This window comes from Pseudomonas capeferrum (genome assembly GCF_000731675.1).
Classification (GTDB): Bacteria; Pseudomonadota; Gammaproteobacteria; order Pseudomonadales; family Pseudomonadaceae; genus Aquipseudomonas; species Aquipseudomonas capeferrum.
Genome location: NZ_JMIT01000005.1, coordinates 284,382 through 305,995 on the forward strand (window position 1 = coordinate 284,382; position 21,614 = coordinate 305,995).

The window sequence follows — 21,614 nt, forward strand, 5'->3', positions numbered from 1 at the left end:
TAGGAAACTTCTGAAAAACCAAGTCTATTAATATAACAACAAAAGTTCTTACAGTGATTCAGCGGTGTCGCGTGGGAAAAATCTAAAATTAATTCCTGAGCACCACTGAGCAAACAACTGCTTAATACCATGTGACATCATCAAGCCTGTCGTAAAGGTCTCTAGGTGACACATGGCTATCAAATTCGAGCCGAGGGTAGGGCAAATACTGGAATGCAATTATGGGGAGTACAGGATCGGTAGATCAGCAGCGGATCCCCCCTGCCTTTACGATTTCCGCTTGAAACCTGAAATGGTAAAAAATCGACTGGTGGTGGTCCTTAATGGCAAAATCGATTCCAACGCGTGCATTGTGGTGCCGCTCTCGTCCACAAGAGATGCCGGAAAGCTGAGTCGAGGGTGGCATGTAGAGATACCTGCACACCTGATTGAAGAGCTGCCTTACTTCAAACAACGAATCCGCTGGGCAAAATCTGACTTGGTGGCGCAAGTGAGCAGAGAGCGCTTGTTTAAACCCAGACAGATTGGGCGGGGTCATCTTGACCTGATACTGACTCGCGAAGTTGTGGAACATCTACAACGCGCCGTGATCAAAGTCATGAATGCAGCATCCTTACTCAAGATTTGACAACAACAGCCTTCTCGATTATCGTGCCCACGTAGCCCTTAGAGGCACTTAGCGTTTTATTCCCCTTGAGGGACCTGCAAAACCCAGCCTAGGCTGGGTTTTGTCATTTCAGGCAGACCCCGAACGGGTGCAAGCGTGAACCCAGAGGGCGGTTCATGCGGCTTTCTCATGATCTCAGGTATCCGCCCCATTTTCGTCCGCAGGTGATTCTTCACCCTGCGGCTTCACCTCAGGGTTTTCCACCTTGCGCAACCGGCTCAGCTCCGGCAAGCCGATCTTCAGCAGCCGCGCAGTCTTGTTACTGGCAACCGGCTCCAACCCATGACCCGCCGGCAGCCGCGACAATTGCCCGGCCAGGTTCATCGCCAGGATCTCCCGCGAATACACGCCACCGCCCAGTTGGTAAACCGCCGCGATCAATTCGCGCAGCGCCAGTGGCAAGCGCCAGCGCGTGCGCAATGCCGAACCAAACGCTGCGCCGTATTCATCCAGTGACTGCTGCACCCTGCCCTCGTCCAGCTCCCCACCGGCCAGGCGCCACTCCTGCAGGCAACGCAACACCGCCAGGTCACCCAGGCAGTGCAGCAGCCCCGCGCAGTAGCAACGCCCTTCGTCCAGTTCGAGCCTGCGCGCCAGGCTGCGACCGTATTCGGCACAGTGCAGCGAGAGGTTCCAGTAGTGGGCCGCATGCTGCGCCAGCAGCGGGTCACTCAGCCGTGCGCTGCGCTTGAGCGTCATGCCCAGGATCAGGTTCATGCTCTGGGTACTGCCAAGCTTGTTCAACGCCTGCAGCAAGGTCTGCACGGGCGCATCGCGGTGCAGGGCAGCGCTGTTGGCGGCGGCGATCAGCACCGCAGTGACCTGCGGGTCGTTGCGCACTTCCTCCTCGAGCACCTTCAGGTTCAGGCCCTGGGGGTTCAGCGCCCGCTTGATCGCCACCTGCACATCGGCCAGCAGCGGCCCACCATCGGCGGTAGCGCGGCGCTGTTCCAGGTAACCAGGCAGGCTGGCACCCGGCTGCAAGTGCGGCACCGGGCAGGCGATTTCCTCGCCCACGGCCAGCAGCAGCTCTTCAAGACGCTTGCGCAGGTTTTCCAGGTTCAGTGGCTTGCTCAGATAAGCCGTGGGGTGCAACGGCAACGCCTCGCGCACACTGGCGCTGTCGCTGCGGTTGCTCATCAGAATGAACGGCAACCCAGGGCCCTTGGCGCGCACCTTGCGCAGCAGGTCGAGGCCATCGACGCCGGCCAGCTCACGCGCAGCGATGATCAGGTCGGGCTTGCTCGATAGCGCGGTCAGTGCCTGCGAGCCGTCGGCGCAGACCTGCAGCCGGGCATCGCAACGCACGCTGAGCAGCATCTCCTTGAGCATGTCACGCACCCACGGGTCGCCTTCGACTATCAATACGCAAGGTGGGGTGGGGTCTACAGCGCTCATGGCCAACTCCTGAATATCCCTGACACGCAATCCGTCGCAGCTTCCTGGGCAAGTCCTGCGTCAACCATAGCGCCCCTCAGGTTTTCTGGGCACAAAAAAAACCCGCCGAAGCGGGTTTTTTCAGAAGCGCGTCACATTAGGCGAGTTCAGCGAAGCACTCTTCGATGATGGCCAGGCCTTTGTCCAGCAGCGCGTCTTCGGCGGTCAGCGGGACCAGGATACGCAGGACGTTGCCGTAGGTGCCGCACGACAGCAGGATCAGACCCTTGTCACGTGCCTTGGCAACTACTTGGCCAACGGCAGCGGCATTCGGGGTGTGAGTGCCTTTCTCGAAGACTTCGACAGCAATCATCGAGCCCATACCACGGATGTCACCGATGATCGGGTTTTTGTCCTGGATCTTGCGCAGGCCGGCAACCAGGTGCTCGCCAACGGCCTTGCTGCGGTCCAGCAGTTTTTCTTCTTCGAACACTTGGATCACGGCCAGGGCCGCGGCGCAAGCGATCGGCGAACCGGCGTAGGTGCCGCCCAGGCCACCTGGGGCGATGGCGTCCATGTACTCGGCCTTGCCGCACACACCGGCCAGCGGGAAGCCGCCAGCGATCGACTTGGCGAAGGTGGTCAGGTCAGGCGCGACGCCCATCTGCTCCATGGCGAAGAAGGTGCCAGTACGGCCAGCGCCGGTCTGTACTTCGTCGGCGATCAGCAGGATGCCGTGCTGGTCGCACAGGGCGCGCAGGCGCTGCATCAGCTCTTTCGGCGCCGGCAGGAAGCCACCTTCACCCTGAACAGGCTCCAGGATGATCGCGGCGATGTCCTTAGGCTCGGCATCGTTCTTGAAGATGCGCTCGACCGAAGCGATGGCGTCGTCGACGCTCACACCGTGCAGTTCGTTCGGGAACAGTGCGCGGAAGATGCCGCCTGGCATCAGTCCCATGCCAGCGGAGTACGGCACAACCTTGCCGGTCAGGCCCAGGGTCATCATGGTACGGCCGTGGTAAGCGCCGGTGAAGGCGATCACGCCAGCACGGCCAGTGGCCGCACGGGCGATCTTGACGGCGTTTTCAACGGCTTCGGAGCCGGTGGTGACCAGCAGGGTCTTCTTGTCGAAGTTGCCTGGGACCAGCTTGTTGATCTTCTCGCACAGCTCTACGTAGGGTTCGTAGGCCAGCACCTGGAAGCAGGTGTGGCTGACTTTGGTCAGCTGTTCTTGCACAGCTGCAACCACTTTCGGGTGCAGGTGGCCGGTGTTCAGTACAGCGATGCCGCCGGCGAAGTCGATCAGTTCGCGGCCTTCAACGTCGATCACGGTCGAGTTCTTCGCGGTATCAACGAAGATCGGGTGAATTTGGCCGACGCCACGTGGGACGGCAGCTACACGGCGTTGCATCAAGGATTCGTTGGTCTTGCTCATAATGCCCTCATTGCGCCGATCGGAATGGCGCTTTTATTCGGGGGTGGCTGGGAGTGCTCGCGCACAGTATTCGTTGATCGACTGCCGTGAACGCCCTGGCCACCAGGTATTGCATGTAAAAAAGGCCAGCGAGACGTCGCTCTCGCGCCCCGCTGGCAGAGGTAAAGCCTTTTAACCGGTGATCAGACGCTGATGCACAGGTATTTGATTTCGAGGTAGTCCTCGATACCGTATTTGGAACCTTCGCGGCCCAGGCCCGAAGCCTTGATGCCGCCGAACGGCGCGACTTCGTTGGAGATCAGGCCGGTGTTGATGCCGACCATGCCGTATTCCAGGGCCTCGGCAACACGGAACACACGGCTCATGTCACGGGCGTAGAAGTACGAAGCCAGGCCGAACTCGGTGTCGTTGGACATGGCGATGACTTCGGCTTCGTCCTGGAAGCGGAACAGCGGCGCCAACGGGCCGAAGGTCTCTTCCTTGGCGACAGCAGCAGTCTTCGGCACGTTGACCAGGATGGTCGGCTCGAAGAAGTTGCCTTCGATCAGCTTGCCACCGGCCAGCACCTTGGCGCCTTTGGCGACCGCGTCTTCGATGTGCTCCTGGACCTTGGCGACAGCCTTGCCGTCGATCAGCGGGCCGGTGGTGGTGCCGTCTTCCAGACCGTTACCGATCTTCAGCTTGGCCACTGCGGCGGCCAGCTTCTCGGCGAACGCGTCGTACACGCCGTCCTGCACGTAGATACGGTTGGCGCAGACGCAGGTCTGGCCGTTGTTGCGGTACTTGGAGATGATCGCGCCCTCGACGGCCTTGTCCAGGTCGGCGTCGTCGAACACGATGAACGGGGCGTTGCCGCCCAGCTCCAGGGAAACCTTCTTGATGTCCTTGGCGCATTCTTGCATCAGCTGGCGACCGATTTCGGTCGAGCCGGTGAAGGACAGTTTGCGTACCAGGGAGTTGCCGGTCAGCTCGCCGCCGACTTCGCCAGCGCTGCCGGTGACGACGCTCAGCACGCCAGCCGGAATACCGGCACGGTGAGCCAGCTCGACCAGGGCCAGGGCGGAGTACGGGGTCTGCGAAGCAGGCTTGAGCACCATGGTGCAGCCCGCGGCCAGGGCCGGGCCGGCTTTACGGGTGATCATCGCCGCCGGGAAGTTCCACGGGGTAATGGCCGCGGTAACGCCGATTGGCTGCTTGATGACGATCAGGCGCTTGTCGGGCTGGTGGCCCGGGATGGTGTCACCGTAGACGCGCTTGGCTTCTTCGGCGAACCACTCGATGAACGAGGCCGCGTAGGCGATTTCGCCCTTGGCTTCGGCCAGTGGCTTGCCTTGCTCGGTGGTCATCAGGCGAGCCAGGTCATCCTGGTTCTCGATCATCAGTTCGAACCAACGACGCAGCTTGGCCGAACGCTCTTTGGCGGTCAGGGCACGCCAGGCCGGCAGGGCCTTGTCGGCGGCTTCGATGGCGCGGCGGGTTTCCGCGGTGCCCATCTTCGGCACGGTACCGATGACTTCGCCGGTGGCCGGGTTGGTCACCTTGATGGTCTGGCCATTGTCCGCATCCAGCCACTCACCATTGATATAGGCTTGCTGGCGGAACAACTGAGCGTCTTTGAGCTGCATGTCGGCTTCCCGAATTGTTGATTGTTGAAAAGCGCCCAAAGCAGGGCATCGAGCGTTTGAAATCTCAAACGAATGCTAAGCGGCTGCTGGGGTGTAGGACAATAGGCTGTTCGAAAAAAAGAACGAATGGTTGAACAGCCCATCTGAAATCGCCCGCAGAACGGCCGCTACAGGGTAGACGATCGGGCGGGGAGAAATGTGAAAGGGGGGTGTTTGGCGTGAGATTTTCAGCGCCTGTGAGATCGAGCGCCGCGCGGGCGGCGCTCGATTTGCGCCCCACCTCAAAACCCAAGGCAAGCGCCCGAAAGCCACACCTCTCTGATCACAAAACGATCAAACCTCAAAACGCCGTGGCCAAGTCGATCACCAACGCCCGATACCCCACGCTCCCCGGCTGGCGGCTGTGCACCTTCAACTCCACCAGCACCTCCTGCGTCCCACGCCGTACCTCGTTCAGCACCGTAGTGGTCAGTTTCTCTGGCGTGAGGAAATTCACCGAAGCCGAGTAAATGAACTGGGTATCGGTCTCGGGCCGGTACGCCACCACTGACGTCACCGGGCTGTACCACTCGTCACCGCGCTGCTTGCCGTACTCCCACACCTGCTCGACCGTGCCCTTGGCCTCGTCGACCTTGTATTCCACCGCGCGGCTGTAGTTGCCGGTCAGTTTGGTCGGGGCAAAGTCACGCCCCCAGCCGTTGTCGAACACGGTCAAGGTGCCTTTGCCGGTCAGCCAGGCCGTGTGCTGGGTCCACGACCAGTCAAAGCCCTCGCTTTCAACCGGCGTCAGCACCTTGTCCCGCAGCCGCTGCGGCCAGCCTTGGGGCGCGGCGAGGATCCACTTCACCGCCTTGTCGCGGCCAATCTTCACCACCCCTTGATGGCGTGCTGAAACGATGATGCTGTCGTCATCTGCGTCGTAATCGATGGCATTGACGTGCGCCCAGTTGCGCCCCGTACCCACCCCAGGGGTGTCGCCGAACGGCAGGTCGCCTTCGGCCAGCTCGTTGGCCAGCCGGTCGTCCTGCTTCTGCACCCCGTCGGGCAGCTGGATCGCAGCCTTGCCAAGGGTTTCCAGCAGGTCACCACGGTACGGGTCGAGGATCTGGTTCAGGTCCCAGAAGTCCAGTACATCCCCCGCCTCGTTGACCTCGATGATGTGGTCGCGGATCGAGCGCACGCGCTTGCCGTCCGGGCGGCGGTAGTCGCTGGTGCCCACCCGCAGCAGGTAGCTGCCGTTGGCGGTCTCGCGGATTTCGTGGGAGAAGTCGGCAAACTTGTCCGGCAAGCTGCGTTGCCAGATACGTCGGCCGAGCAGGTCGTACTTGGAGTAGGTCTGGCCCTGGCCCCAGATCAACTTGCCATCGCGGGTCTGCTGGAAGCCCATGGTGCCACCCAGGCCGTCACGGCGGTTGGAATCGTGGATCTGCTCGATGTCCAGGTACCAGCGCACGTCGCCATTAGTGTCAGCGATCCAGTTGTTGCCCACCTGGTCCCACTCGGCCGCCCCCCCCAGGCCATTCCACTTGAAGGCCCGGCCACCGGGGATATCACCCTGCAGGTGGTTGAACAGGTACAGGCGCTGCTCGAAGCCTGGCGCGACCTTGACCGGCTCGACCTCAGGCAACGCCGCAGTCTGCCTGGCCACCACCGGCAGACGCACCGCCGGCGCGTAGACCTGATAACGCTCGCGGATGCGCTCGCCGTCGAGCTTGTAGGTCACTTCCACCTGGTTGACGTAGTCGGGGTAAAGGCCGAACACCGGGATGCCGCCATAGGTCCAGAGCGAGCGGTCGGACACCTCGTAGGCGATATCCACGCCCCGCTCGCCCCGGCCCAGCACCCGCACATGGGCCGCGCTCAGTGCGCGCCCGCCGTCGCGGATGATGGCCGTCAGCGGGGCCAGGCGGTACGGGTTGACCAGCACATCGCCCAACAGTGCCGCATCGGGTGCAGGGACCTTGGCGGTGAGGCAGGCGCCTTCAGGCAGTGCGGGGGTTTCGGTTTTGGCATTCATGGCAAAGCTCCTTGTGCTCAGAAGTCGTAACGGGCGGTGGCGCCGAAGGTGCGAGGCGTGCCGAGTACCCCGGCATAGCCACCGTTGGCGGAGTTCCACAGGCTGGTGAAGTAGGTCTTGTCGCCGGCGTTTTTCACCCACAGCGACAGGTCGAGCACGCCGTCGCCCTGGTCCAGGCGCACGCCGGTGGACAGGTTGACCAGCGCGTAACTGGGGATCTGGCCGAAATCGGAATCGTCGATGGTGCCCACCGCCCTGGAGCGGAAGGCATAGCTGGCGGTGACATAGGGCTCGATGCGCTCGGCCAACTGCCACTTGTACTGGGCATTGAGGTTGGCGATGTACTTGGAGGCGCCGACCACCTGGTGGCCCGACAGGTCGCAGGTAGCGGTGGCATTGGCCAGGCTGACCTCTGGCGGGCATGGCGCATCGTCGTACTCGGTGTAGCGCACGTCGTTCCATGAGCCGTTGAAGTTGACCGTGAGGCCGCGCACCGGCAGCGCCGTGGCCTCGAACTCCAGGCCCCGCGAACGCACGCGCCCGGCGTTGGCCAGGTACTGCACGCGGTTGACCTGGTCATACACGTTGGCCTGGTAGCCATGCACTTCGGCCCAGAACAGGTTGGCGTTGAGCTGCAGGCGATCGTCGAACAGCGTGCTCTTGACCCCGACCTCGGCATTGTTAACCCGCTCGGTCCCCACCAGCAGCGAGTCAGTGCCCAGGCGCGGCGCGGCGCCGACGGTCAGGTTGATACCACCGGACTTCTCACCGTGGGTCAGGGTGGCGTAGCCCAGTACCTGGTCGTTGAAGCGGTAACTCAGGCCAAGCAGGCCAGAGGGGCTGAAGCTGTACTGGTTGAGGTCGCCCGAGTCATAGGCGCCCACCCGGCCCTGACGCGCCGCTGCTGCCGCGCCGGTGACCGCCGCGCCGCCGGTTGGTGCATCGCGGGTCACCCAGGCACTCTTCTCTTCGTAGGTGCCGCGGATGCCGGCGGTGAAGTCGAGGCGGTCGGTGACGTGCCAGGTGCCCTGGGCGAACAGCGCATAGCTGTCGGTGTCGATGTGCCCGTCACCCAAGGTGTTGACGTTGTTCAGGGCACCAGCCGGAGTGAGGTTCCAGGTATCTGCCTGGGGGCCGTAGTAAGTGAACGATGTGTTGTCCAGGTCCTGCTTGAAGTAGTACGCGCCCAGCACGTAGTCGAAGGCGCCACCGGTGGGCGAAGCCAGGCGAATTTCCTGCGAATACTGCTTGTCGCGCACCGACACCCCGGCGCTGTAGAACACCGGCACGTCCAGGCCATCGTCGTTGCGCGGGGTGAAGTCCCACCAGCGGTAGGCGGTAATCGACGTCAGGGTGAAATCATTGGGCAGGGTCCAGTTGGCCTCTACCGAGGTGCCCCCCTGGAACACCGTTACCTGCTGGTCGGCGTCGAAATTGACCTTGCGGTCCTTGCCCGACACCAGTGTCGCGCCGGCCTGGGCGGCCAGGCTCTCGTAGCGGTTGACGCCATTGAGGGTGGGGCCAGTGCTGTACAGGCTGAGGATGCCGTTGTTGGAGTCTTCTTCGTTGTACTCGCCGATCCAGCGCAGGTTGAAGGTTTCGCTGGGCTTGAACAGCAGTTGGGTGCGAAAGCCCTGGCGCTTGCCGCCGTTGAGGTCGTCGCCGTTGTGGATGTTTTTCACATAGCCATCGTCTTCGCTGCGGTAAGCGCTGATGCGCCCGGCCAAGGTGTCGCTGATCGGCCCCGAGAAGCTGCCTTGGGTCTGCAGGTAACCGTCCTCACCGATGGACTGCTGAATGCTGCCCTCGCGGTGGAAGGTCGGCTTGCGCGTGGTGATGTTGAGCACGCCGGCGGTGGTGTTCTTGCCGAACAGCGTGCCTTGCGGGCCGCGCAGCACTTCAAGCTGCTCGACATCCAGCAGGTCGAATACCGCCATGCCGGGGCGGCCGAGGTAGACGTTGTCCAGGTAGATGCCAACGCTGCCTTCCAGGCCATCGCTGGCCGGGTTGTTGCCCAGGCCACGAATCGAGATGCTCGACTGACGCGCATGCACATAAGCGACGTTGGTGCTCGGCACCAGCTGCTGCAGGTCCTGCACGCGGTAGATGCGCTGGGTTTCCAGGGTTTCGCTGTTCAGCACGCTGATCGGTGTAGGCACGCTTTGCGCGGTTTCCTCACGCCGGCGGGCGTTGACGGTAACAGTGCCAAGTTTGGCTTCCTGCTCCACGGCGGGGGCGGTAGTGGCAGGCGTTTCGGCGAAGCTGCCACTGGATGCCGCCAGCAGCACGCCGGCGGCCAGGGGTTGCAGGGTGAACCGCGATGCGCGCGCAGGCCAACGGGAAACTCGGGACATGCTGATGCTCCTTGAGGCATGGGCCCTGGGCGAGCATTTCCGTTGGCGGAACCGAATCGCGGTCAGTCGGGCTTATATTCTTTTAAGTGATATAAATATTTGTAATTCATATTTAGTGGAATAAGTAAGACCCTTTATAAGGGGACTCACCCTTGTCAGCAATTGCATTTGACCGAAGGTTTTAATGTAGAAAATGCATATCGATCTCCGTCAGCTGCGCCACTACATTGCCCTGGTCGAGCACCGCAGCTTCGTGGCTGCGGCGGCCGCGGTTAACCTCTCGCAATCGGCCTTCAGCCGCAGCATCCAGACCCTTGAGCACAACATCGGCTGCCGACTGGTAGACCGCGCCAGCAAAGAGCTGGCCCCCACCCGCCAAGGCTTGCTGGTGCTGGAACATTCGCGCCGGCTGGTGCACGGGGCGCACAACCTGGTCAACGAGATCCACCAGTTCAACGGTGCCACCACCGGTGTGGTGCGCTTCGGCTCCGGCCCCGCGCCGGCCGGGGGCTTGGTGCCGCGGGCGGTGGCGCGTTTCGTGGCTGAATACCCGGCGGCGCGCACGTGTTTTCAGGTGGATAACTGGCAGGCGCTGAACCGTCGGCTGATTGCCGAAGAGATCGAATTCTTTGTCGCCGACACGCGCCAGTTCGAGTCAGACCCGGATTACCGCGTGCACAAGCTGACGCCGCAGCGCTGGCACTTCTGCTGCCGCGCCGGGCACCCGCTGACCACCCGCCCGGCCGTGCAGGCACGGGACCTGTTCGAGTACCCGCTGGCCACCACCTTGCGCCCACCGAACATTCGCAAGATCCTCAGCGACCTCAGCGGGCGACAGGACTTTCTGCCCTCGGTGGAATGCGAACACGGCTATGCGCTGCTCAACGTGGTGATGCATTCGGACACCATCGGCATTGCCTGCAATGCCAACCTGCGGCCGTATCAGCGGGATGGGGGACTGGTGGCGCTGAAGCTTGCAGACCTGGCGCCGGAGCAGGAAGAGGCGTTCTATACCCGCTATGGGGTGGTGAGCCGAGTGGGGTATGGGCTGTCGCCGTTGGCGCAGGGGTTGGTCAGTCAGTTGATTGCCTGTGATACAGAGGTATGACCGGCATACCCCTGTAGGCGCGGCCTTGCCGGGTCGCCTGACCGGTCGGAAAGGGCCGCAAAGCGGCCCCAACAGGCTCACCCCTTCCGCGTGGTGCGGCTCAGTTGCCCATCCACCCCAACCGGCACCTCACCCGCCAAGGTGACCCGCCGCACGATCCGCGGCTGGGTGCCGTAGTCATCCACCGCATAATGCTGGGTCGCGCGGTTGTCCCAAATCGCCACATCCCCCGCTTGCCAGCGCCAGCGCACGGTATTTTCCAAACGCGTGACATGCCCTTGCAGCACCGCATACAGGTGCTGTGAGTCGGCCAGCGAATACCCTTTGATGCGTTTCACGAAGTGCCCCAGTTGCAGCGCCCGCTCACCGCTGATCGGGTGCACGCGCACCACCGGGTGCTCGGTCTCGTACACCGTCGAGGTGAACACCTTGCGATAGCGCTCAAGCTTGGCCGGGTCGACGTCAGGTTTGATGGATGCGTAGTCGTATTCGTTGCTGTGCACCGCCCACAGCTTGTCAGCCAGCTCGCGCAGCGGCTCGGGCAGCTCCTGGTAGGCTGCCGCCGTGTTGGCCCAGACGGTATCGCCACCGGACGTCGGCGCCACCACGCTGCGCAGGACCGAAGCCTTGGGGTAGGCATCGACGAAAGTCACATCGGTGTGCCAGGAATTGGCCCGCTGGCCCTCGGCACCGTCAAGCTGCAGCAGGTAGCTGGTGCCATCTACCACCGGCACCGTGGGGTGCGCGACCGGCTCGCCAAGCAGCTTGGCGAAGCCTTCCTGGCTCTGGTCGTCCAGGTGCGTCTGGCCACGGAAGAAGATCACCTTGTGCTGGACCAAGGCGGCCTGAATGGCCTCTACAGTGGCGGCATCCAGGTCGGCAGAAAGCTTCAACCCGCGGATCTCGGCGCCGATACGGCCGGCAACCGGGTGAATATCGAGTTCAAGGGCGAGTGGCGCGGTGGCCAGGGCGGCATTGCTCATGGTCGTGGTCCTTACGGTTGTTGTCGGTTCAGAAGGTCAGCGGGCGGCCTGCACGGCCTGTTGCTGTTGCAGTGCGGCGTCGAGAAAACGTGGTTCGACCCAGTCGGCAACCTGGAAGCCGCGGCGGATCAGGCGCTCCTTGGCAGCCAGGTCGACGCCCTGCTGCAGCTGGGCCAGAAAGTCGGCGTCCAGGCGTGGGTCGAAGTAATGCGCGAGGCTTTCCTGGGCCAGGTCGTCGCTGAGAATGCTGCGCGGCCAGCTGGCGTTATTCGCCACCAGGTCGACGTAGGCATCACGGTTGTGTTCGTCGCGCAGCCACTCGGTGGCCTGTTCCTGGGCATTGACCAGGCGCTGCACCAGGTCGGGGTGCTGGCGGATGAACGCGCCGGTACCCAGCAGTACCGCCTGGGTGCTGCCGGCGCCTTGCAGGTCACGCGAACTGACGGGCAGTTCGACCAAGCCGCGTTCACGCAGCGAGAGCAGGTTGGACAGGCCCCAGGTGGCGTCGATCTGCTTGGCGGCCAGTGCGGCGTTGGCGGCGTTGAAGTCCAGGTTGATCACCTTCAGGTCACGCTCGGACAACCCCTGGCTGGCCAGCGCGCTGGCGAACGACAGCTGGTTGGCGGTACCGCGGAACACCGCCACGCGCTTGCCCTTGAGGTCGTGCAGGGTGTTGATGCCAGACCCCGGCACCACACCCAGGTAGCTTTTCACCCCACGCACACCGGCCGACAGCACGCGGGTATCCAGGCCATTGGCCTTGCCGACGATCGCAGCCAGGTCGCCCAGGTAGGCGAAGTCGGCCTGGCCGTTGGCCAACGCCTCATTCACCACCGGGCCCGCGCCCTTGAAGAAGTGCCAGTCGATGCGGATGCCATCCTTGGCGAACTCCTTCTCTAGAAGTTGCTGGTCACGCAACACATCGACCACGCCGCCGGCACTGTGCTTGCTGCCTGCGCTCAGGTCGGGGACGGCGATGCGGATGCTCTCTGGCTTGGCCGATTCAAGCGCGTGAGCGTTGAGGGTGAAGACCAGCCCAAGGGCGGTGATCAGGTGGCGGATGGGGGTGTTCATGGCAAGGCTCCTTGGCAGGCTGCCACCGACGATGGCCGGCGCTTTGGGCAGAAGCTAGGCGGGACTGGTTAGAACATACAAAGATCAAAACTTCATTTTTTAGTAACCAGAAGGCATAAACCAAGCGGTGTGCGGGGCCGCGGAGGGCTTGCGGAGAACGCATGGAAAATATGAGGAAAACGCAACGGCAGAGGGCTTCCGTAGGCGGGGTGTGCGTGTTCTTATCTCTTGAAATGCGCACTGATTAATTTTTTATTCCATTAGTGCATAACGTGAAAACGCTTTGAGAGATGGCGATGAATGGAATTCTGAATTGGGGGCGGGGGCGGCGTCGGGGGCCGCTGCGCAGCCCTTTCGCGACGCAAGGCCGCTCCTACAAGGGCGCATACCTTTCGTGGGTATTGCCGGGGGTGATCGCGCTGTTGTGGGGGATCGCCAGCCAGCAACACTGGATGAGCGAGCAGATACTGCCGGCGCCGGCGCTGGTGTGGCAGAGCGCGGTGGAGTTTGGTTCGGGGGAGCTTTGGGGGCACCTGTGGATAAGTTTGCAGCGGCTGTTCTGGGGGTTGGCGGTCGGTATTGCCAGCGGGCTGCTGCTGGGCACCTGGCTGGGGTCGTCGCGGCGGGCACAGACGCTGGTGCTGCCGACCTTCGTGGCGCTGGCGCAAATCCCGACCCTGGCCTGGATTCCGCTGTTCATGCTGTTCTTCGGCATCGGCGAGTTGCTCAAGCTGGTGGTGTTGGTAAAAGCCGTGGTGGTTCCTGTCACCCTGCACACCTTGGTTGGCGTGCGCGATGCCCAGCCCAAACTGCGTGAAGCCGCAGCGGCCCTGCGCCTGCCACGCCACTTGTGGTTCCTGCGCCTGCTGCTGCCTGCCGCCCTGCCCGCCTTTCTGACTGGCGTACGCCTGGCCCTGGCCACCGGCTGGACGTCGTTGCTGGCCGTGGAGCTGCTGGCCTCCAGCGAAGGCATCGGCTACCTGATGGTGTGGGGCCGGCAACTGTTCATGCTCGACCTGGTGTTGCTCTGCATCCTGGTCATCGGCCTGGTCGGAGCGCTGATGGAGCAAGGCTTCTCGCGCCTGGAGAAACGCCTGTTGTTCTGGCCGCAACCCGCCACCGGCGAGCAACAGCGCGGCCCCATCCCCAAGGGTTGGCAGAGCCTGCTGCTGCCGGCCGCGCTGCTGGCCCTGTGGCAGGCCAGCAGCAGCCTTGGCTGGATCGACCAGAACATTCTCACCTCGCCCCTGGGCGTGCTGCGGACCCTGTTCAGCGGGCTGGCGGACGGCACGCTGACAGAGGCGTTGCTGCTGAGCCTGCAACGTACCCTGAGCGGCCTGGCCCTTGGCGGCGGCGCGGGCTTGCTGGTGGGCGTGCTGCTCGGGCTTTCACACCATGCCGAACGCGTGTTCGGGCCAAGCCTGACCGCCGTGCGCCAGGTGGCGTTGTTCGCCTGGGTGCCGCTGCTCACCGCCTGGTTCGGCCTGGGCGAAGGCGCCAAGACCGTGTTTGTGGCCCTGGCTGCGTTCTTCCCGCTGCTGATCGCTACCCAGCGTGGTATCGCCGGGCTGTCGCCACAGTTGGACGAGGCGGCCCGAACCTTGCGCCTGGGCCTGCTGCAACGCCTGTGTCGGCTGGTGCTGCCGGGCGCCGCACCGGCGATTTTTGCCGGCCTGCGCCTGTCGCTGATCTATGCCTGGCTGGGCACCATCGGCGCGGAATACTTCATGCCCTCAGACGGCGGCATCGCCAGCCTGATGATCGGTGCGCAACAGCTGTTTCGCATGGACCAGGTGATGGCTGCCATGGTCTTGATCGGCCTGGTCGGCGCCCTGCTCAGCACCCTCGGACAACGCCTCGAATCGCGCGCCACGCGCTGGAGAACTGCATGAACGCCTTCAACACCTCGCACCTGCCCGCCGCCAACCAGGCCGACGTCTCCCCGCCGCTGGTCAGCTTCGAGGGGGTCGGTAAAGTCTTCAGCGTCGATGGCCAACCGTTCGAGGCCATCCGCGATTTCAACCTGGCGATCAACCAAGGCGAGTTCATCGCCATCGTGGGTGCGTCCGGCTGCGGCAAGTCCACCCTGCTGCGCCTGCTGGTCGGGCTCGACACCGACTACAGCGGCAGCATCCGCGTCGATGGGCAGCCGGTCAGGGGCATCGGTGGCGAGCGCGGCATCGTGTTTCAGGAACACCGCCTGTTCCCTTGGCTGACGGTGGAGCAGAACATCGCCCTGGGGCTGGTCAACGAGTTGCTCACCCAGGGCGAACGCGCCAGGCGGGTGCATGAGTTCGTTTTGCTGGTCGGGCTCAGCGGGTTCGAATCGGCTTACCCACACCAGCTTTCCGGTGGCATGGCCCAGCGCGTCGCGATTGCCCGCGGGTTGGTGGCAAGCCCGCGTATTCTGCTGCTCGACGAGCCTTTCGGTGCCCTCGATGCACTGACCCGCCAGCAACTGCAGGATGAACTGCTGGCGATTCGTGAACGCGCCGGCATCACCACCCTGTTGGTGACGCACGATGCCGAGGAGGCGACGTACCTGGCTGACCGGGTGGTGGTGCTGGAACCACGGCCGGGGCGGATCAAGTCGGTGGTCGAGATTGATCTGCCGCACCCGCGGCTGCGTACGGGCGTGGCATTGCATGGGCTGCGCGAAAAGGTGCTGCACCAGATCACCGGTGACGGTGGTTACCTGCCGCAACCGGCGCGCCGGGTCGAAGGGCTGCGGCCTGAACTGATTGCGCTATGAATGGCTAGCGCGCGCTGCCACAGGATCACCCCGGGGAAAAACAGCCACAGATCAAGGCGATGGACGCAACCGAAACAGATGGGTATCATGCGTGCGCGTTGCACTCGTAGCTCAGCTGGATAGAGTACTGCCCTCCGAAGGCAGGGGTCGTGGGTTCGAATCCCGCCGAGTGCGCCATCTTCGAAAGCCCTGGGATTATTCCCGGGGCTTTTTCGTTTGTGCGACATGTCGCGTTTCTGGTACTCCCGTACCGCAGAGCATTGGTGTTAGCGTGGGCACCTTCCCGTTTTTCGAACGGGTACCTCCCTACAACGATTCGCGAAGGAATGCGCGCACCCATGCACCTGAAAAAACTCACCGCAACCTCACTGCTGCTGGCCAGTATCGGCCTGTTCAGCGTGCCGGCCCAGGCCAACCTCTCCCAGCAACAATCTGCGGCCATCATCAAGGCCTACGACGGCACCGACCCTGCGGACTTCAAGCAGTTCATCGGCAAGCTCAACGGCAGCGACCTGGCCAAGGCCGACAACCTCGGCGATACGCTGAGCGCCTACCTGGCCAACAAACCCCTGGCCGTCGAACAGCAAAACGAGATCAACCGCCTGCTGGGCCTGTATACCCGCATCAAGTACGGCAAGGCCGCCACCGAAACCCTGCGTGAACTGGTGGCCATCCCCACCTTCAGCGTCGACGGTGTGCCGCAGCACGAGAACCCGCAATTCCTGAAGATCGCCGACAAGATCAAAGCCCTGGCCGAAGGCTTTGGCCTGACGTTCCGCAATGTCGACAACCGGGTCTACGAGATCACCCTCGGCGAAGGCAAGGAAGTGGTCGGCATCCATGCCCACGCCGATGTGGTGCCGGTCAACCCGGACAACTGGAAGCTGGACGATGGCACCCGCCTCGACCCGTTCAAGGTCACCCTGGTAGGTGACCGCATGTACGGCCGTGGCACCGAAGACGACAAGAACGGCATCGTCGTGGCGCTGTATGCACTGAAGGTGGCCAAGGACGAAAACCTGCCCCTGGCCCGGCAGCTGAAACTGCTGGTGGACACCACCGAAGAGACCAGCGGGGATGCCATCCCCTACTACTTCGAGCGCAACCCGACGCCCGACTACAACCTGGCGCTCGATGGCGGCTACCCGGTGGTGATAGCCGAGAAGGGCTACGGCACGGTGATGGCCAGCTTCGACAAACGCGCCGCCAGCGGCCAGGGCGCTGAAATCACCCACCTCACCGGCGGCCTGGCCACCAACCAGATCCCCACCACCTCGGTAGCCACCCTGGCCAGCGACAAGCCGGCTGAACTGGCAGCAAGCCTGAACAAGGCCGGTGCCGAGTACGTGAAGGGCAATGGCGGTGACTTCAAGATCGACGCCAAGGTGGCCGGCAAGGACGTGCTGCTGACCGTCACCGGCGTCTCGGCCCACTCTTCGGAGCCCGAGTCTGGGGTCAACCCGGTGGCGCGCATGCTGGTGTTCATCGATGGCCTGGGCCAACAGGTGCCGCTCAAGCACAACCAGTTCACCGACGCCGCTCGCTATGCCAACGACAACTGGGGCCTGGACTACCTGGGCAAGAAGCTGGGCGTAGGCTTCGAAGATGCGTTCATGGGCCCGCTGACCGCCTCGCTGACCTTCGTCGGCGTGGATGACAAGGGGCTGAAACTGGCGGTGAACCTGCGCATCCCGAAAGGCAAGCCGGTCGCCACGATCAAGCAGGAACTGGTAGCCAGACTGGGCAAATGGACCAGCACCAGCCATGTCCCGGTCGCCTTCGACTACAGCCTCGACGAGCCGATGTTCCGCAACCCGGAAGGCGAATGGGTCAAGGCCCTGCTGGCCGTGGCCAGCGAAAACCTGGGCATGAAACATGAGTTCGGCACCTCGGCGGGTGCCACCTCGGTGCATGACCTGCCCAACGGCGTGCAATTCGGCCTGGCCATGCCTGATGTGAAGTACACCGGGCATAACGACAACGAGTTCAAGACCGTGGAGCAGTTCATGCTGGATCTGCAGGTAGTGAGCGAGATGGTCGCGCGCATCGGGCAGATGCCGAAGCTGTAAGCAAGCGCACTGGGGCCGCAGCGCGGCCCCAGTGTCTGATTACCGAAGGTCGGTGCTCAGGCTCGGTGTACCAAAGCCTTCCAGCGTCGCGTTGGACGCATTCAGGTACTGCGCCCAGAAGTTGTTCAGCGCATCCATGGTCTTGCCGGAACGGTAGGCATGCTTCACCGCGTCGGTGACCAGGCCTGCGCCAGACACATACACCCGTGCACCCTGCAGGTCCGCATACAGCCCCTTGCTTTGCGCAAGCTTGAGCTCGCTGGCGACATCCAGCTGCTTGATCTGATTGGCGGCGTAGAAGCTGGTGTAGTCGGAATGCTCGAGCATGTCCGAAATCAGGTACACCACCCGCTCCTGGACACCCTGCTCCTTGCCCATGTCTTCACCCACGCGGCGCAGCGTGTTCATGATCTCGCTCTTGGGGATGTCCTGGCGGGCTTCACGCAGGCCTTTCACGAACAAGCCGCCAAAGCCTGCCTGAAAGGCTTTTTTCTGGGTCGCCAGGCACTGGTCCAGGCCACGCAGTTTGCGCATGTTCACATCGTCACGCACCTCGCCCTGCAACGGCATGTCCAGCTCGCCGGCATACACCAGGCGCTGATACTCACCCGGCAGGAACGCCGAGAAGGTATACAGCCTGACGCGATCGCCCGGCTGCACGAACCGGTCGATCTGGCCCCAGCTGCTGCGCTGCAGGTCTTCAGGCATCGGGATGGTCTGATCGATGATCACCACCAGCTCGCGGCCGGTCCCTGCTGGCTTGATATCGGCCAGGCCGTTGCGCGTGTAGCAGCTCTGCAGGTCGTTGCGTTCGGCGGCCAGCGCTGCACACGGCAGCGCCAGCGCAAGGATCAGGGCCTTGGCAAGCCTCATGACAGCATGCCCTCCTTGTTCGCCGGGAACAGGCCAAGCGCCTTCAGCGCCTGCTGTTGCTCGCGGATATCACGCAGTTGCGCCTCACTGACATTCAGCGCACGGCTGGCGGCAGCCAGGCTTTCTTCCGGCAGGCCGGTGACATCGTGGAAGTCCGACGCCTTGATAGCGGCCGGCTCGACCACTGCCGCAACTGGGGCAGCTGGGGCAGCTGGGGCAACGGCAGGCCGGGGCTCGACCGGCGCTGCTGCGACGGCGACCGCAGCTGGCGCTGGCGCTGGCGCAACGGCTTCAACGGGCCGAACTGGCTTTTCCGGCTTCTCCGAGATTTTGTCTGCCTTGTGCTCGACGAAACTCAGGAAATTGCGGCGGGCGGTATTTTCCCCGTCCAACGCAGTCAGCACGTTGGCATCGGTGTGATCGCGGCTGGACAACAAGGTCTGCAGGCGACGCAGCTTGTCATCGGCATGGCTGGCGATGGCCGAACGCTGCTGATCCATTGCATCGAGCATCTCTTCGGAGGTGGCGTACTTGTGGGTACGCTGCCAGGCGGTATGCGAGTGCGTACCGGCGAAGAAGTAGCGGCTCGCCAACCACAGGCTGATGCCTTGAATCGCCACGTAGATCAGCGACAGCATCACATAGGTGGTCAGGCTGGCCTTGCGGATCGCCTGCATCTTGTCGTCGATGGTGGCGTTATCCGCTTCATCGTTGATGGCCTGGGACTCTGCCGGCAGGTCGAATGGCGACCCTGCAGTGCTGCTTTGCGAGGACGCTTCGGCACGCATGCCGTTGACCATTTCGGTCTCGATGCTGTCCAGGGTGGCCGAACGGATGACGAAGGCGCCGATGGCCATGGCAACCACGAACACACCACAAGTGATCAACCAGAAGAACTTGCGCGTGACGTTGGCGTTTACATCCTTTACGCGGGCCAGCAGCTGCTCGTAGTCAGGCTTGTCCGAGTCGTCGAACGAGTCTTCCAGGTTGATCGCTTTGTTGGATTTCAGGGAGCGGGAGCGCTTGGAGGGCTCTTCACCTTGCCACCAGTGGCGGGCGCGGGCGACCAGGCTGTTGTGGTGCAACGCGTGCCCGGCGGCTTCGGCAAGAAACGCCGAGGCGACGGCCAGCAGGATCGCCACAAAAGCGGTCAGCCAATGACGGTCGTTGGTGGAGGCATCCATGTTCACCCAGCCGGCGACCACATAGGCGAAGCCCATGGCCTCGACCACCACCAACATCAGTACTACCGCCAATACCCACCACGGGCGCGCAGAACGCCCGGCCTCACCAGCCTTGGACAGGTAATCGAGGTAGGCGCTGTAGGCGTTCGCGTCCTTGGCGTACAGCTTGAATTTTTTGTTGTACACGTTCGCCAGGTTGACTTCGTGGTTGATCCAGCCGTCACCGTCGACCGAAGCTGGCTTGCGCGACAAGCGCGCCACCGTGCCGATCAAGGGGAAGCTGTGCCAGACACGGATCAGAAAGTAGGACACCTCTTCCCAGTAGTTACGCACGATCACCGCCGTGATCAGCAGCGAAAGCAGGCCAGCGGAAAGCAACTGATTAGCGAGAATCAGCGATTTGAGTGCAGCAAGCGAAAAGTCTTCCATTCAGGACGTCCTTGACGGGGATTTATTTTTTGGCCGGGATCGGCTTGTAGGAAGCGACATACGCGTCACTGCCGGCGGCATAGAACAAGGCACCCTCGTTGACTTCGGCGTTGCCTTTGCTGAACACGATATCCATGCAGGAAATCGAGGCCTGGGCATCACTGGCGAAGACCCGGTACAGCACTTCGCTTTCGCCTTCATAGGTGTTGGCCACGGCGTTCATCGTCCGCGTCTTGTGCTGGGTGGGCAGCTTGTAGTCTTCGACCAGCTGAAGGATCGGCTGGCGATCGACCCGGGCGTTCTCGCGCAAGATCGAGACCGGCGACACGGTCACCAGGTGCCCGTTGACCAGGTTGGCCCAGACACGGTTGTTGTAGCCCGGCAGATAGTCCTTGGTGGCGCGCCGCTGCAAGGGCTGGTCATTGGCCATGCTCAGCACTTCACCGGCATTGCGTGGCCGGTCGGCTTCGCAGCTGGACATCGGCATCTGCGCCGCGTAGGCGCTGCTGATCAGCGTGAAACCGCTCTGTTTCGGCTTGATGTTCTGGGCCATGGTCCAGTTGTAGCTGGCAACCGGCGTACCCGCGAAATCGACTTGCGGTCGTGCGCCAGCAACGGCCTTGGCAGTGCTGGTGCTGGTGCTGGTGCTGGTGCTGGTGCTGGTCGCGGCAGGCGTACGCTGCGCCGTGGTGGCTTTGGTCGGCGCAGGCTTGCTGCTCGCTTGCGCCGTGGTGGCCGCCTGACGGGGCTTGGCGGCGGTCGAGGTGCCGTAGTGCAGGTAGCGGGTGTTGCTCGCTTCGGCCTGGGCACGCATTACCAGGGCCTGTTCGTTTGCCAGCTCGACGATTTCCACGCGGCGGTTCTTGCCACGCAGCAGCGGGTCGCTGTTGTCGGCGATCGGGCGCGATGCCCCGGCCCCTTGGTAGTAGATCGCGCCGGCCGGGATGCCGGCCTGCAGCATGACCTTGCCGACCGTCTTGGCGCGGCGCTCGGACAGCTTCTGGTTGAACTCGGCATTACCCACCGCATCGCTGTGGCCAACGATCAGCAGGCGACGTGCTTGCGCCTCCTTGGCGGCAGCCTGCTTGTCGCTGGCCGCAGGCTTGGCATACATCTGCGCCAGCTTGGCCACGGCCCGCTGGCCGCTTGCGGTCAGTTGGTCGGAACCGGTGGCGAACATGCCGGTGTCCTCGATCTGAGTCACCAGGCCTGCCTGTTCAGGCACCGCCGTTACCACGGCGGCCGAGGCGACCGTCAACTGCTCGGTGGTGATCTTCAGGTTTTCTTCCTTGGCGATGCGGTCAAGCTCCTGCAGGCGGGACTGCCACACATAACCGACGACGCAACCCAAGGCGCCGCCAGCTGCGGCGCCGGGCAAGATGCCGTCCTTGCCTTTGAGGGCATAACCGGCAGCCCCCCCGGCCACGGCCCCGACACCACAGAGCACTGGCAGGCCGTAGTCCTTGCCAATGTCTTTTACAGTCTTGGAAATACTCTCCCTCTGTTGGCTGCTGCAACCGGCAGCGATCATGAAGGCGCAGCTTAGCGCTGTAAGGCGAAACATACTTTGCATTGCGGCTCCTTGCCGAACGAGGTCTAGATGATGGCAACTTGACATGCATTGTCACAGATTATTGGGAACATTGCCGCCCCCAGGAAGGTCGCCA

General features: G+C 62.9%; 15 protein-coding genes and 1 tRNA gene. 6 read left to right on the forward strand and 10 right to left on the reverse strand.

From position 1 onward, the window contains the following. The first annotated feature begins 172 nt into the window (after nt 1-172). On the forward strand, nt 173-628 hold the full coding sequence (locus PC358_RS27495; RefSeq protein WP_077068776.1) for a type II toxin-antitoxin system PemK/MazF family toxin: 456 nt from the start codon (nt 173-175) through the stop codon (nt 626-628). 174 nt (nt 629-802) lie between these two features. Here PC358_RS27495 and PC358_RS25395 read toward each other — a convergent pair whose 3' ends face one another. The 5 genes from PC358_RS25395 to PC358_RS25415 all read right to left on the reverse strand — a co-directional run bounded on the left by PC358_RS25395 (nt 803) and on the right by PC358_RS25415 (nt 9,475). Then, nucleotides 803-2,065, reverse strand: coding sequence for a response regulator (locus tag PC358_RS25395; protein ID WP_033703272.1), 1,263 nt, complete (start codon nt 2,063-2,065; stop codon nt 803-805). Nucleotides 2,066-2,201: 136 nt separating this feature from the next. Then, a complete protein-coding gene (gabT, locus tag PC358_RS25400) occupies nt 2,202-3,479 on the reverse strand; it encodes a 4-aminobutyrate--2-oxoglutarate transaminase (RefSeq protein WP_033703273.1) in 1,278 nt (425 codons plus the stop codon). A 182-nt stretch (nt 3,480-3,661) separates the two neighbouring features. Beyond that, the gene (gene gabD, locus PC358_RS25405; protein ID WP_027595154.1) at nt 3,662-5,104 is read right to left on the reverse strand and encodes an NADP-dependent succinate-semialdehyde dehydrogenase; all 1,443 of its coding nucleotides are present in this window, start codon (nt 5,102-5,104) and stop codon (nt 3,662-3,664) included. A gap of 340 nt (nt 5,105-5,444) precedes the next feature. Next, nucleotides 5,445-7,121, reverse strand: coding sequence for an aryl-sulfate sulfotransferase (locus PC358_RS25410; RefSeq protein WP_033703274.1), 1,677 nt, complete (start codon nt 7,119-7,121; stop codon nt 5,445-5,447). Between the two features lie 17 nt (nt 7,122-7,138). Continuing rightward, nucleotides 7,139-9,475 (reverse strand): TonB-dependent receptor, encoded by a 2,337-nt coding sequence (locus tag PC358_RS25415; protein WP_033703275.1) that lies wholly within the window; start codon nt 9,473-9,475, stop codon nt 7,139-7,141. Between the two features lie 193 nt (nt 9,476-9,668). On the opposite strand from PC358_RS25415, the gene PC358_RS25420 reads away from it, so the two are divergent. Next, nucleotides 9,669-10,583, forward strand: a complete 915-nt coding sequence (locus tag PC358_RS25420; RefSeq protein WP_033703276.1) for a LysR family transcriptional regulator — start codon at nt 9,669-9,671, stop codon at nt 10,581-10,583. 77 nt (nt 10,584-10,660) lie between these two features. Here the strand turns inward: PC358_RS25420 and PC358_RS25425 are convergent, their stop codons facing one another. Continuing rightward, a complete protein-coding gene (locus PC358_RS25425) occupies nt 10,661-11,566 on the reverse strand; it encodes a TauD/TfdA dioxygenase family protein (RefSeq protein WP_033703278.1) in 906 nt (301 codons plus the stop codon). Nucleotides 11,567-11,602: 36 nt separating this feature from the next. After that, nucleotides 11,603-12,640, reverse strand: coding sequence for an ABC transporter substrate-binding protein (locus PC358_RS25430; RefSeq protein WP_033703279.1), 1,038 nt, complete (start codon nt 12,638-12,640; stop codon nt 11,603-11,605). A 296-nt stretch (nt 12,641-12,936) separates the two neighbouring features. Here PC358_RS25430 and PC358_RS25435 point away from each other — a divergent pair, with 296 nt between their 5' ends. The 4 genes from PC358_RS25435 to PC358_RS25450 all read left to right on the forward strand — a co-directional run bounded on the left by PC358_RS25435 (nt 12,937) and on the right by PC358_RS25450 (nt 17,461). Continuing rightward, nucleotides 12,937-14,532, forward strand: coding sequence for an ABC transporter permease (locus PC358_RS25435; RefSeq protein WP_241380714.1), 1,596 nt, complete (start codon nt 12,937-12,939; stop codon nt 14,530-14,532). Further along, a complete protein-coding gene (locus PC358_RS25440; protein WP_050506186.1) occupies nt 14,529-15,392 on the forward strand; it encodes an ABC transporter ATP-binding protein in 864 nt (287 codons plus the stop codon). Before PC358_RS25435 ends, PC358_RS25440 begins: the two co-directional genes overlap by 4 nt. 100 nt (nt 15,393-15,492) lie before the next feature. Beyond that, nucleotides 15,493-15,569, forward strand: a tRNA-Arg gene (locus PC358_RS25445). 161 nt (nt 15,570-15,730) lie between these two features. Further along, nucleotides 15,731-17,461, forward strand: a complete 1,731-nt coding sequence (locus tag PC358_RS25450) for a dipeptidase (protein ID WP_033703280.1) — start codon at nt 15,731-15,733, stop codon at nt 17,459-17,461. A gap of 39 nt (nt 17,462-17,500) precedes the next feature. Here the strand turns inward: PC358_RS25450 and PC358_RS25455 are convergent, their stop codons facing one another. From PC358_RS25455 to PC358_RS25465, 3 genes are read right to left on the reverse strand one after another with little or no spacing between them, the layout of a single operon-like run. Continuing rightward, entirely contained in the window at nt 17,501-18,334 is an 834-nt protein-coding gene (locus tag PC358_RS25455; RefSeq protein ID WP_033703282.1) for a hypothetical protein, read from the reverse strand. Then, complete coding sequence (locus tag PC358_RS25460) at nt 18,331-19,947, reverse strand: hypothetical protein (protein WP_033703283.1); 1,617 nt, start codon at nt 19,945-19,947, stop codon at nt 18,331-18,333. The genes PC358_RS25455 and PC358_RS25460 overlap by 4 nt, the downstream gene beginning before the upstream one ends. A gap of 22 nt (nt 19,948-19,969) precedes the next feature. Next, complete coding sequence (locus PC358_RS25465) at nt 19,970-21,520, reverse strand: OmpA family protein (protein WP_033703284.1); 1,551 nt, start codon at nt 21,518-21,520, stop codon at nt 19,970-19,972. Between the last annotated feature and the right edge of the window lie 94 nt (nt 21,521-21,614).